9 protein-coding genes are annotated in these 12,867 nt (G+C 72.2%); 5 read left to right on the top strand and 4 right to left on the bottom strand.

What is annotated here, in order from left to right; genetic code table 11:
• Positions 1-406: FAD-dependent oxidoreductase (locus AC08ON_RS03615; RefSeq protein WP_476616448.1), on the bottom strand; the 406-nt coding region annotated here is incomplete at its 3' end.
• Positions 407-695: 289 nt separating this feature from the next.
• Here AC08ON_RS03615 and gnd point away from each other — a divergent pair.
• On the top strand, positions 696-1,724 hold the full coding sequence (gene gnd / locus AC08ON_RS03620; protein ID WP_476606429.1) for a phosphogluconate dehydrogenase (NAD(+)-dependent, decarboxylating): 1,029 nt from the start codon (positions 696-698) through the stop codon (positions 1,722-1,724).
• A 74-nt stretch (positions 1,725-1,798) separates the two neighbouring features.
• Here gnd and AC08ON_RS03625 read toward each other — a convergent pair whose 3' ends face one another.
• Positions 1,799-2,452 carry a hypothetical protein gene (locus AC08ON_RS03625; protein ID WP_476606421.1) on the bottom strand — a complete coding sequence of 218 codons (654 nt, stop codon included), beginning with the start codon at positions 2,450-2,452 and terminating at the stop codon, positions 1,799-1,801.
• Between the two features lie 834 nt (positions 2,453-3,286).
• Here AC08ON_RS03625 and AC08ON_RS03630 point away from each other — a divergent pair.
• The 4 genes from AC08ON_RS03630 (at position 3,287) to AC08ON_RS03645 (ending at position 10,069) form a co-directional block, all read left to right on the top strand.
• Positions 3,287-6,496, top strand: a complete 3,210-nt coding sequence (locus tag AC08ON_RS03630; protein ID WP_476606422.1) for an ATP-binding protein — start codon at positions 3,287-3,289, stop codon at positions 6,494-6,496.
• Positions 6,497-6,750: 254 nt separating this feature from the next.
• Entirely contained in the window at positions 6,751-9,045 is a 2,295-nt protein-coding gene (locus AC08ON_RS03635) for a hypothetical protein (RefSeq protein ID WP_476606423.1), read from the top strand.
• 146 nt (positions 9,046-9,191) lie between these two features.
• Entirely contained in the window at positions 9,192-9,440 is a 249-nt protein-coding gene (locus tag AC08ON_RS03640) for a type IV toxin-antitoxin system AbiEi family antitoxin domain-containing protein (protein WP_476606430.1), read from the top strand.
• Positions 9,344-10,069: a type IV toxin-antitoxin system AbiEi family antitoxin domain-containing protein gene (locus tag AC08ON_RS03645; RefSeq protein WP_476606424.1), complete on the top strand. Its 726-nt coding sequence runs from the start codon at positions 9,344-9,346 to the stop codon at positions 10,067-10,069. The genes AC08ON_RS03640 and AC08ON_RS03645 overlap by 97 nt, the downstream gene beginning before the upstream one ends.
• Positions 10,070-10,182: 113 nt before the next feature.
• Here AC08ON_RS03645 and AC08ON_RS03650 read toward each other — a convergent pair whose 3' ends face one another.
• Both AC08ON_RS03650 and AC08ON_RS03655 read right to left on the bottom strand, forming a co-directional pair.
• Entirely contained in the window at positions 10,183-12,045 is a 1,863-nt protein-coding gene (locus AC08ON_RS03650; RefSeq protein ID WP_476606425.1) for a class I SAM-dependent methyltransferase, read from the bottom strand.
• A 61-nt stretch (positions 12,046-12,106) separates the two neighbouring features.
• A partial coding sequence (locus AC08ON_RS03655) for a glycosyltransferase (protein ID WP_476616449.1) occupies positions 12,107-12,867 on the bottom strand: 761 nt, incomplete at its 5' end.

Genomic DNA, 12,867 nt, shown 5'->3' on the forward strand with positions numbered 1-12,867 from the left:
TCAGCACCCGGCGGGTGCCGTCCAGCAGCGTCACCGCGACCCGGCCGGCGGGCCCCGCCAGGCGCCCGGTCCCGCGCACCAACTCGACGCCCTTGTCGACCAGCCAGGGCACCTGGGAGGAATCGGAGTAGTCGCCCACCATCCAGTCTCGCCGGGCGAACGCCGCGGCGACGTCGACGGGTCCGGTAACCGCCGACGCCGCGCCGGGAACGCGGCGGGCCGCCGCCAGCACCTCCCCCGGCCGCAGGAGGGTCTTGCTCGGGATACAGCCCCAGTAGCTGCACTCCCCGCCGACGAGCTCGCGTTCGACGACGATGACGGACAGACCAGCGTCGGCACAGCGGCCGGCGACGTTCTCGCCCGCGGGCCCGGCGCCGAGCACGATCACGTCCACGTCGGCATCCATGGCCGCCTCCCCTGCCCTACCCGGCTCGCTCACAAGCCCTCCGTCGCTACTCGTCACAATCTGCCGCTCGATCCACGCCAACCGAAGATCATCGGGAACTTTCGGGGTCCCGGTCCGGACGGTCCGTGGCCGGGCCGGCGCGGGCGCCGGCTCGGAGACGAGAAGCACGTGCACCACGGACGGGGAAGCACGGATGCAGCACGGAGAATGGCGTCAGGAGCGCCGGGCCGGGCCCGTCCCGGCGACACGCCGGAGCGGGCCATCGAGACGAACCAGCGGAGAGATGAAGATGCAGCTCGGGATGATCGGACTCGGCCGGATGGGTGCCAACCTGGTGCGCCGGCTGATCCGCGGTGGTCACGAATGCGTGGTCTACGACGTCAACCCCGAGGCCGTCAAGGCCCTGGCTGCGGAGGGCGCCACGGAGACGCGGAGCCTCGCCGAGTTCGCCGCGGCCCTGCGTCCACCCCGGGCTGCCTGGATCATGGTGCCCGCCGGGCTGACCGGTGAGACCGTCTCGGCCCTGGCCGAGCACTTCGCGCCGGACGACGTGATCATCGACGGCGGCAACTCCTACTACCGGGATGACATCCTGCGTGCCGCGTCGCTCGTCGAGCGGGGCATCCACTACGTCGACGTCGGCACCTCCGGGGGGGTGTTCGGACTGGAACGCGGCTTCTGTCTGATGATCGGCGGCGAACCGGGGGTCGTGGCCCGCCTGGAGCCGCTGTTCGAGACGATCGCACCCGGCGTCGGCACCATCCCGCGGACCCCGGGCCGGACCGGCGAGATCACCCAGGCCGAGAAGGGATACCTGTACTGCGGCCCGAACGGCGCCGGTCACTTCGTCAAGATGGTGCACAACGGCATCGAGTACGGCATGATGGCCGCCTTCGCCGAGGGGTTCGCGGTGCTCGACAAGGCGAACATCGGCACGACGTCCGCCGAGCACAACGCCGAGACCGCCCCGCTGGGCAACCCGGAGTACTACCAGTACAACCTCGACACCACCGCGATCGCCGAGGTGTGGCGGCGGGGCAGCGTGGTCAGTTCCTGGCTGCTCGACCTCACCGCCGCCGCGCTGCAGGAGGATCCCGGACTCACCGAGTTCAGCGGCCGGGTGTCCGACTCCGGGGAAGGACGTTGGACGGTGCTGGCCGCCGTGGAGGAGGGCGTTCCCGCCCATGTGCTGACGGCGTCCCTCTACGAGCGGTTCAGTTCGCGCGGGGAGGGCCTGTTCGCCGACAAGCTGTTGTCGGCGATGCGCAAGCAGTTCGGTGGGCACGCGGAACAGCACGCGGAGAAGCCGGCCGGCTGAGCCTCGTCGGCTTCCTTGCCTATCCAGAGGCTTTTGTGCTCGATTTATCTCTCTGGATAGGCAAGGAAAGGGGCTCAGGGGCGCACGTTGTCGGCGCCGAGATCCGCCGCGTCTCCCATAACGATCATGGGATGGGCCATCGGGGTCAGCCAACGGAGAATGGCCACGAGGGCGTCCTGTTCCACCGCGATGCAGCCCCGCGTCGGCGATCTGTGGTCGACATGCAGCCAGATGTCCCCGCCGATCTGCGGGCCCAGCGGACGGGTCGGGTCCGACGGCGGATACCCGGGCAGTCGGTTGTAGTCGATGGCGACCACATAGTTGAACGCATCGGGCATCGGCTCGCCCCGCGGACCCGTCGCCCGGTAGAACGACGGGCGATACTCGTAGGGCAGACCGGTGCCCGGATCGGCGAGCTTGCCACCGGCGGCGGTGAGACCGAACACGCCGATCGGGCTGCGCAGATCGCCCTCCCGATGGTCGTACGTCCAGCCATCGGCGCCGTTGCGGCCGATCAGCGGGGCTCCGTAGGTCTTCCAGGCGGAGCCGGGATCGGCCCGTTCCCACAGCGTCACGTTGTTGGTGTTCGCATTCCGGTCGATGCCGCTCACCACGATCACCTGCCGGGCGGCCTGCGGAATCTTCGTCATCATCACCGGTCCGACCCCGGGGATCGCGGTGAGGTCGGAGGCGGGCCCCGCCCTGCCGTCCGCGCCGGTGCCGGCCATCCGGCTCGTCCTCACCGGCCCACCCACGCCCGGCGGGCGTGCTTCGGAGGTGGGACCAAGCCCGGATGTGCGTCCGAGCCGGGCTGCGCCCCTCGGCCCGGACGGTACGGACACCGACAGGTCATGCGAGGAGTCCGGGTCCGAAGCGGGACTGCTGAGATGAAGTGCACTGGCCGCCCCCACGACCAACGTCACACCCACCGCGGCGGCACCGACCGCGACCGAGCGACCCCGCGGGGGGCTCGTACGCGTCTCGGTCCGGCAGCGATTCCTGCGATGACCGGCCATGCCTCCGACTTCCGGGACGACGCCACGGGCGAGGCGGCGACGCACTGTTGACCCTTGCCACCCCCGTGACCCTTGCCACCCCCGGCTGCCGCCACGCCCGTGCCATCCGGCTGCGGCCATGATGCACCGGCGATGACAATACGTATCATTCACGCCGGCCTGGCGAGGTCGCCCAGCCCGGCGAGGTACCCCGACCTGGGGAGGTATCCCGCGGCAGCCGCCGGTGCGTCGGCCCACGACACCCGCAGACCGCGATCACGGCGACGGGAGTCCATGCGCCCGGGACCGTGACGATCGAAGACAGCAGTCCATGCCTCCATGTTCGACCCTCACTCCTCCCCGATCTCGGAATTCGGATACTTCGAGCAACGATGGACACGATCCGGATCCAATGCCCAGCGGAGGGTGATAGATTGCCACATCGGCACCGATGATCAGAAGTATGTTCACGGAGAGACGAGACGAAGACCACGAGGAGCCCGCATGGTGGTACGGGCGGCCGGCAGCCGTTCCCAGCGCGGCCGGCACGAATAGGCCCCTCCGATCGTGCTCGCCGGTTTCCGGTTCCACCGCATCCTCACCGCCCCTCGGCGACCCAACACACCCGACCGGCCCGATCCCGTACCGGCCGCGCTCTTCGCCGCCCTCGTCGGCGCGCACGCGCAGTTGACCTCGCTCGGGCCCGGCCACGAACCCACCGTCTCCGGTGCGTCGACTCGCGGCGGCCCGTACCCGGTGCCGGGAGCAGCCCGGCCGGGAATCGCCGTCGCCTGGCTACGGGGCCCGGGTGAGGCGCACATCCGGTTCCTCGTCGGCGGCCGGCCCTTCTTCCCAGCGGACCCGACCGCGACAGACCCGACCGCGGCGGCCACGTCGCTCGCAACGGCCACGTCGACACCAGACGCAACCGCGGTTCCGCTGCTGTACCCCCCGGGATCGACAGCGGTGGCGCTGCCACTGGACGCCGTACCCGCCCAGCTCGCCGGCTTCCCCTACTGGCTGCGGTGCGAAGGCCTCCCGGATGCCCTGTGGGCCGCCGATCCGGGCACCGACGCCCGGCCGCCAGACACCCGCCGCGGATCGTTCGACGACTACGCCGCGCATCTCGTCGGCCCGTTTGCCTGGCTTGTGCTCGCGTGGCCGGTGCCTCCCGAGCATCTCGCCGAGGAACGGGCGGACCTCGCGCGATCGATCCCCGTGCTGCGCCGGCGGGAGAACGACCAGGGCGCCCGGCTCGACCTGGAGCGCGCGGAGGCCCGCTACCGGGAACTGGGCCGGGGCGCGTCGAGCGGCATGTGGGACGTGGAGATCCTGGTCGGTGGGGTGACCCCGGCCGGCGCGGTCTCGCTGGCCGCCCTGCTGTGCAGTTCCAGCGATCTCGACCGGCTGCCCTACACGTTGCGTCCGACCGGCCCGGTCACCTCGTTCGCGGGGGCCCTCGGCGGGGTCGGAGCCGGGGTCGGCGGGCTGGCCGGCTCACCGCGGCCCTCGCCGCGGGCGAGCGCGGAGCTGCTGGCTGCGCTGGCCCGGCCGCCCGGCCGTGAGCTGCCGGGCATCACCCTGATCACACCGCACGCCTTCGACGTAACGCCCGAGGGTCCGAACCAGTCCGGTCCCGCGGACCCCCGGGGAACGCCCGGCGCCGTTCGGCTCGGCGCCGTGCTCGACGCCGGCTGGATGCCGGCCGGCGCGTTCTCGGTTCCCCTCGCGACGCTCAACCGGCACGCCTTCGTCTGCGGCGCCACCGGATCCGGGAAGTCACAGACCGTGCGGTCGCTGCTGGAGTCGTTGACCCGTGCTCCGGCGCCCGTTCCGTGGCTGGTCCTGGAGCCGGCCAAGGCCGAGTACGCCCGGATGGCCGGGCGGCTCGCCGGCCTCGCCGAGGTGCTCGTCATCAGGCCGGGCCGGCTCGACGCTCCACCGGCGTCACTGAACCCGCTGGAACCCGAGCCCGGCTTTCCCTTGCAGAGCCACATCGATCTCGTCCGGGCCCTGTTCCTGGCGGCGTTCGAGGCGCACGAGCCGTTCCCCCAGGTACTCGCCCGCGCACTGACGGTCTGTTACCAGGACCTGGGATGGAACCTGGTGCTGGACCGGCCGGAGCCCGCGCACCGGCCCAGATTCCGGGTGACCGGGCCGGAGGAGGACCCGAAGGTCGACGTGCGCAGGCGATATCCGACCCTCGGGGACCTGCAGCGCACCGCGACGAGGGTGGTCGAGAGCATCGGCTACGGCGTGGAGGTCACGGCGGACGTCCGGGGCTTTGTCGACGTGCGCATCGGTAGCCTGCGAGAGGGTTCTCCCGGTCGGTTCTTCGAGGGCGGACATCCGATCGACATCGGCGCCCTGCTGGCGCGCAACGTCGTCTTCGAGCTGGAGGACATCACCAACGACCAGGACAAGGCGTTCCTGCTCGGCGCCGTCCTGATCCGCGTCGTGGAGCATCTGCGGGTCCGGTACGCCACCGCGGGCGCGGGCGGACTGCGCCACGTCCTGGTCCTCGAGGAGGCCCACCGGCTGCTCAAGAACGTCACCGACGGCCCGGCCGCGGCCTCCGTCGACCTGTTCGCCTCACTGCTCGCGGAGATCCGCGCCTACGGCGAGGGGCTTGTTGTCGTGGAGCAGATCCCAGCGAAGATCCTTCCCGACGTTATCAAGAACACCGCGCTGAAGGTGATGCACCGGCTCCCGGCCGCCGACGACCGAGAAGCCGTCGGCGCGACAATGAACCTGCGCGACGACCAGTCCGAACTGGTCGTCGCGCTGCCGGCGGGAGTGGCGGCGGTGAGCACGGACGGCATGGACCGTCCCGTGCTGGCCCGGATGGTCGCCGGAGACGACCGGGAGAGCGCGCGCCTCGCGCGCTACGACCGGGTGCCCCTGGCCGGACGGCGCAGCCTCGGCTGCGGCGTGGCCTGCGTCGCCGGCCCCGCCTGCACCCTGGAGGAGACGGAGACGTCCGCCCTCGCGGCCCGCGATCCCCTGCTGGTGGTGTGGGTCGAGGCGGTGGCCGCGCACCAGGTCATGGGCTTCACCCATCTGCTCGGGATCGCGCCGTTCGCTCCGGCGGAACCCCTGCGGACCACCCTCGCCGCGTTGCCGGGTCGCATCCTCGACTGCGCGCTCGCCCATGCCGCCGACCGGGCGACGGACGCCCGCGCCGCCGCGCTGCGCCCCTTCGTCGACCCGGACGACTTCACCGCCGCCCTGCTCGCGACGCTGCGCCGGCTCCTCGGCCTGCCGCCGTCCCCGGCGGACGCGGCAGACGCTGCGAACACCGTCGACTCCCGGCACCTGACCGCGGGCATGTACCGCTGGCAGGACGTCCGGCAGGCGCTGGTTGACGCGGTGCGCCGGCGGGGGGCCGGCGCGGGCCCGCATCCGCTCACCGCGGCCTGGCGCGAGCGCGGCCTGACCCTGCCGGGCGAGACCGTGGGCGAACAGCTCACCCGGCTGAAGAACGGTGCCTTCTACGCTCCGGGCCGGGAGAAGGTCAACATCGGTGATCCGACGGTCAGCGGCCTCACCGTGGCGGTCCGGGAACTCGCCGGCGCGGCGGATGCCACCTCGCTGTCGGACGCGCTCCACCAGGCATGCACCGGCGAGGGACTGGCCGAGCTGGCCGCTCAGATCTCCGACCTCGTCGGCCCCGCGCCGAGCGGGCCGGGGAGCGCCCCACCGGAGTCCACCGCGGCGGCCACCGCCCTCGGCCCGTCCATCGGGACAGCATCCGCGTTCGGGACAGCGCAGGACTGAGCGCCCGGGCCCGTCGACCGTCGGGTCGTTACGGCGGGGCCGACATGCACGGCGGAACGCGACAGAGTGGACACCACGCGCCATAATGGCCACGTAACGCCCCAGTACTGACACCGGGCGTGCCGAGATCGTTTCCAGGCGCACGATGATCGGGAGCGGGGAGTCGCAGCGGCACGGTGGGCTGCGGCCGTCGGGGCAGCGGCACGGTGGGCTGCGACGCGGGAGCAGGCGAGTGGGACCGCGGAGGGTCGGCGATGGGGGTGGGCACGCTAACCACGACTGAGGCCCGGCTGATCCAGGGGCTCTTCGTTCCACGGGAGCGTTGGGGCTGGGAGTTCGTCGACACCGGTCCATCGGCCCCGAGCCCGCTCGCCGACCGTCAACCGGTCTGGCAGGAGCCCGAATCGCCCGATCTGACCGCGCTCACGGCCCGGCGAAACCATGCCGTCCGCGCCCTGCTGACCAGACTCGTCCTGCCGATGGCCTTCGTGGTGTTCGGCATGCTGCTCGCGGGCGAGGGGGGGTTCTTCTTCGTCCCGGCGGGACTCGCGCTCGCCGTGGTCGCGTGCCTGCCTCCGCTGATCCTGCACTACCGGCTGGGCCGGACGCGATCCCGGGCCGCGTCGGCCCGGGCCGACGGGTACACCCGCCACCTGCAGGCGTTGACGTCCTGGCAGACCGAGGTCGACGCGCACGACCGGGCCGAGCTGCGACGCCGGGAGGCCACCGCCGTCTTCTATCCCGTCTCGGCCCCCGCTGCGACCCCCAGGATCGACGTGTTCGGCGGAACCGGCGACGGATGGGCGAGCCTGCTGGCCACCGCGGGCTGCTCGGTGCTCACCGGCGGCACCGGCATCCTGCTCGTCGATCTCAGCGAGCGGGCGGTGGGCGGGGGGTTGGCGCGCCTCGCCGGCCAGGCGCGCTGGCCGGTGGAGTCCTGGGACCTGCCCCGCCAGCTCGACGAGGTGGCGCTCCTCGACGGCCTCGGGCCGCGGGAGGCCGGCGAGCTCGTCGCCGACGCGTTCGGCATGTCCCAGGAGAGCGGCGATGATCCGCACCGACGCGCCCTGCACGCGGACCTGGTCACCACCGTCGCCGTCGTTCTGTACGAACGGCTCAGCATTCGCCGTCTCGCCGAGGGCCTGCGCGTCCTCGAAGGTCTCGACGACGGCAGCGCGGCCACGTCGCTGTCGACGGCCGAGGCCGGGGAGCTCACCGCGCACATGGACGCGTTCGGCCGCGGTGACCGGATCGCCGACGAGCTGCGCTACCTGCGTTCCTCGCTGGAGGCGCTCAGCCCGCCACCACCAGCCACGGCCGCGACAGCACCGGCCGCGACGGTCGAGGCCCATATGTTGGCGGCCGCCGCCGATATGTCGACGACCAGGGTGCCGACGACCAGGGTCGACAGCGCGCCCCGTCCACTGACAGCCTGGTGGCCGGTACCCGGGCTGCGGGTTCTCGCCACGTCGAGCCGGGACTCGTCCGCCCACCGCAAGGAACTCACGGACCGGCTCCTCGTCCAGACCGTGCTCCACCAGCTCCGTTGCCGCCAGCGGGGCGGGCCGACCGGCCGGGACATGCTGGTCGTCGCCGGGGCGGACCATCTCGGCCGAGCGGTCCTGACCGGGCTGACCCGCCACGCCGAGCTCGCCGGGGTGCGGCTCGTGCTGCTCTTCGAACGGCTCGCCGACGACGCCGAACGGGTGCTGGGCAGCCAGGGAGGCTCGACGATCATCATGCGATTGGGGAACGGTAAGGATGCCGCGACCGCGGCGGAATTTATCGGGCGTGGTTACCGCTTCGTCATGTCTCAGGTGACGGCCCAGGTGGGGCGCAGTTTCACGGCCGGCGCCAGCGACAGCGTCGGTTACCAGGACGGCACCTCGGAGACGACCGGCACCAGCGGCGGAACCGGCCGGACCTACGACGGCACCCGGCTGCTGCCCTGGTTGCAGAACACGTCGAAGAACGCCGGATGGCAGGAGTCGGTGACGGCGTCGCGATCGCAGACCTGGCAGCGCACGACAAACTCGTCGGTGAGCGACTCGACGACCGACGGCACGACCTCCCAGCGGGTATACGAGTTCACCGTGGAGCCGACCACCGTCCAGACCCTGCCGGCGACCGCGTTCCTGCTGGTCAACCCGGTCGATGGGGCGGGACGGGTGGTGCCGGGGGACTGCAATCCGGGCACCGTCCTGCTGCCTGGGGTCTCCGCGGCCGACCGCTGGTCCGTACCTGACGCGGCCGCCACGCCCCTGGCGGGTCACCACGTCGGAACCGCCGGAGCCGGGATGATCCAGGCCGGTACGGACCAGGCCGGCCCTGCGCGGACCGGCGCGGAGGAACAGCGTCGGATCGAGCCTGCCCCGCCCGTCGGGTTTCCGGGCATCGGCCAACAACCGCCGGCCGACGAGGAGATCTACCGGCTCGTCCCGCCCAAGGCGCGTCCCAGCGGCTCCGGCGGTCCCGGCGGCCAGAGCACTCACCCGGGGGCGCGGGGATGGGTTCCCGGCATCGGGGACCACCACCCGGGGCATGGCTGACCCGGTCCGGAACGCGGCCGTCAGGAAGGAGACAGCCGAAAGTTATCCACAACCCGAAAAAGGTTCTGGCCCAACAGACGGACAACCGTCATCGTCTTCTCATGGCCCATAACCCTGGCCGACTCTCCTGGCAGGAGATCGCCACCATGCAGGCCGGCGTGATCACGATACGCGATGCGATCAACGCCGGCATCACCCGCGACGAGATCCGCCGACGGTTGAACGACGGTCGCTGGCAGCAACCCTTCCGCGGCGTGCTGATCACAGCAGCCACACCCGTGACGAGGATGCAGGAGCTGTGGGGGCCCTGCAGGCCGTCGGCCCGGACGCGGTGCTCGCGGGCGCCTGCGCGGCGGGGCTCGCGGGTCTGGACGGCTACGGCACCGGCCCGGTGACGGTTCTCCTGCCCACCGAACGCCGGATCGCCGCGCCACCGGGCGTGCTTCTGCGGCACAGCGCTCGGCTCGACATCACCGAGATCGATCCCCTCCGCCTGCCCCGGCGGACGGCCCCCGCCCGGTCCGTCATCGACATGGCCGAGTGGGCGGCTACCCGCGCGGACGCGCAGGGCCTGCTCGTTGACGCTGTCCGTCAACGTTTCGTCACCGTCGCGAGCCTGCGGATCGCGCTGGCCCGGCGTGGTCCGATCAGCCGCCGGACGCTGATCACTGAGACGTTGGACGACCTGGGCCGGGACGCGCCGCACCTCACCGAGATCATGTACCGTCGTATCGAGGCCCAGTGGGGGTTGCCGGTAGGAACCCCGAGTGTCAACGGGCCCGCGGACGAGCCGATGGCGCGCCTCGACGTCTGGTACGAGCCGTGGCGCGTGCGGGTGGAGATCCAGGCGACGGTCCCTGGGCCGACGGTCGTCGCCGAGCCGACCGGCCAGCTCCTCATCCGTCTGCCGGCACGCCTGGCGCGGGACGCCCCGGCCGAGGTGGCTTCCCTCGTAGGCGGGGCGCTGCGTGACCGCGGCTGGTCGGCGTCGGTGCCGCGCACTCCGCGGGCGCTGGCCTCCTGAGCTCCGCGGGACATTCGTTGGGCGCTGGCCTCCTGAGCTCCGCGGGACATTCGTTGGGCGCGTCCCGTATCCCTGTGCCACGCCGCACATTCCGGTCAACCGGTCCGCCGAGGTCAGAGCTCCTTGCGGGCGACCATCAGGTAGGTGCCGGCGTGCCGGGCGTCGTGCGCGTACCGGCCGGCAAGGCGGTCGAGGAGGCGGGCCAGTCCCAGTAGGGGGCTGGCCACAAGCATCACCAGGACGCGGCCGGCCGCGCCGACCGGGCCGGCCTGCTGGGGCAGCCACGGCATGGGGCGTGGCGCGATCATGGCCACGGCGAGCAGCAGGGCGCCGGTCAGCCCACCGGGACGGCGCGCCGCGGCGAAGCGCACCGCGACCGGCCGCAGCCCCCGGTCCTCCAGCGCGGCGATCAGGTTCTCCGCGGGGATGAAGTGGGCGCGCTCGGGGACCGCCCAGCCGGGCCAGAACCGGCCGAGCCAGCGGGCCTGCCGGCAGTCGGCGTTGGCCAGCTCGCAGACGACGTGCCCGCCAGGCGGCAACGCCTTCGCGACGGCGTCGAGCTCCGCCGACGGGTCGTCGCGGCGTTCCAGGTAGTCGAACATGCTGATGACGTCGTACCGGCCAGCGAGGCTGTCGACGACGTCGGAGAAACGGCCGTAGTGGGCGTGGTCGATCCAGCCGCGCGCCAGGCCCTTGGCCAGGCCGGGAAAGGTGTCGAGCCCGTCAAACACCGTCCTCGGCCACACCTCGCGGGCCGCGTTGGCGAAGTGACCGTACCGGGTCCCCACGTCCAGCCAGGTCCGTGGCACCACGAACGGTCGGACGGCGGCAGCCTGCTCGCGCCGCTCGCGGGCGATCGCGGCCAGGACCTGCTCGGCGACATCGGTGCGCAGGCCGTCGTAGCGGTCCCGGTCGTAGAACTCGCGCCCGGCCGGACTCAACGACGGGTTGAGGAAGACATGCCCGCAGCGCTCGCAGCCGTCCAGCCGGAAGGAACCGGGCTTGCGCAGGAGCAGGTCCGGCGACTCCACCCGGGTGGCGAGCTCGACCGATCCGCACCAGGGGCAGTCGGCCCGGTCGTGGCGCAGGAACCGGTCGAGGCCGGCCTGGACGTCCTGGGAGTAGGAGGCGCGGCTGGCGGCGGTCTCCTGCCTGGCCGCATGCTTGACCGGGTCCGGAGGAAGCCCGGCGGCCTTCGCCTCAGCCGCCTTCACGGCCTGCGCCCGGCCGGCCCGCACGGAGTCGACCACGAACAGCACCCCGCCGAGGATGCGCACGATGGGGGAACGAATGAGATCGCGCGGGGACAGCGGCACCCGGCCGGCGCAGACGAAGAACGGCTGGAACCAGAACAGCGCCATAGCCGCGAGGCCGAACGGCTGGTTCACATGGAAGCCGATCGCGGTGGCGATCTGGGGTACGAACGGGAAGAGCTGGTTCTGCCGGGTGAACCGGTAGGCCCGCTGCTGGACGCGGACACGCATCACCGCGTCGTCCCGGGCGGCACGCAGCCCCGGCAGCACCGCCAGATCCGTCGAGCCGGAGGCGAAGGTCTTCAGCCGCTCGGTGATGTCGACGAGCTCCACCGGATCGAAACCGTCCCGGCGGGTGATCCCAGCCCGCTGGAGAATCTCGGAGTGGACCAGCAGCGCTTGGAAGGCGCCGCGGCCGGGCACGCAGCGGTCGGCCCGGTAGGTGCGGGTGTCGACCATCCGGGCGAGGTCGAGCGCCCGTTCGGCCGTCAGGTCCGCCGGGACGAGGTCGAGCACATCGAGCCGGTCCCGGCTGGCGTGGTAACTGGCCGCCCGTCGGCCGCTGTCGGAGAGGCGGACCCCGGTCGCGACGAGGAACTCATACGCGGGGTCCACCGGGCGACCGGAGGCCGGCAGGGTGTCGAGACGACGCAGCCGACCGCGCAGCCGCACACCGTTGATCGCCAGACCGGCACACACCAGGATCGGCAACCACGTCAGCACGACGTCAGAACCGTTCGAGCATCAGACCACGAGACCGATCACCGGACCGCCAGACCGAGCATCAGACCGCCAGCTTCTCAAGGTGATCGGCGGCGGCGGCCCGGTACGACGGATCGTCCAGCACGGCCGTCACCGCGGAACGCACGGCGGTGGGTCCGGCCCGACCGAACTTGACGCGCACCCCGGCCCCGTTACGGACGACCTGCTCGCCGATGATCGGCTGATCGTCGCGAACCGGGGCGACCACCAGCGGAACCCCGTGTGACAGCGACTCACAGACGGTGTTGTTGCCGGCGTGGCACACCACCGCCGACAACCGCGGAAGTAACGCGACCTGCGGCACGAACGGCGCGACCAGCAGGTCGTCGGGCGCCGCGGCGGCGAGGTCGTCAACGAGCCCGGGTGTGGCGACGACGATCGCCTGTACCCGCTCGGGCAGGCCGAGCAGCCCCTCGGCCGCCGCCCGCAGAAACCGACCGCCGGCCTCCCGGGTCACCGTGCCGAGGGAGACGAGCACCGCCCGGCGGGCCGGGTCGAGCCAGTCCCAGGGGAACTCGCCCGCGCCGGCCCGTTTCCCGACCGCGCTGCCGACGAAGACCGCGTAGTCCGGGATCCCGGGATTGTGCAGCATTTCCCGGACGGAGAAGACGAGGGTCAACGCCTCGGAGAAGCGCAGGTCCCCGATGGCAGCCTCGTCGGGCGGAACTCCGTGCCCGGTCTGGAACTCCCGCAGGCGGTCGACGACCCACTGCCCCAGGCCCGCGAGCACCCCGTAAGGATTGTCGAACTCGGCGGAGGTCGCCGCGAGGGTCGCCCAGCGCA

This window comes from Frankia sp. CoWAU3 (assembly GCF_977971855.1).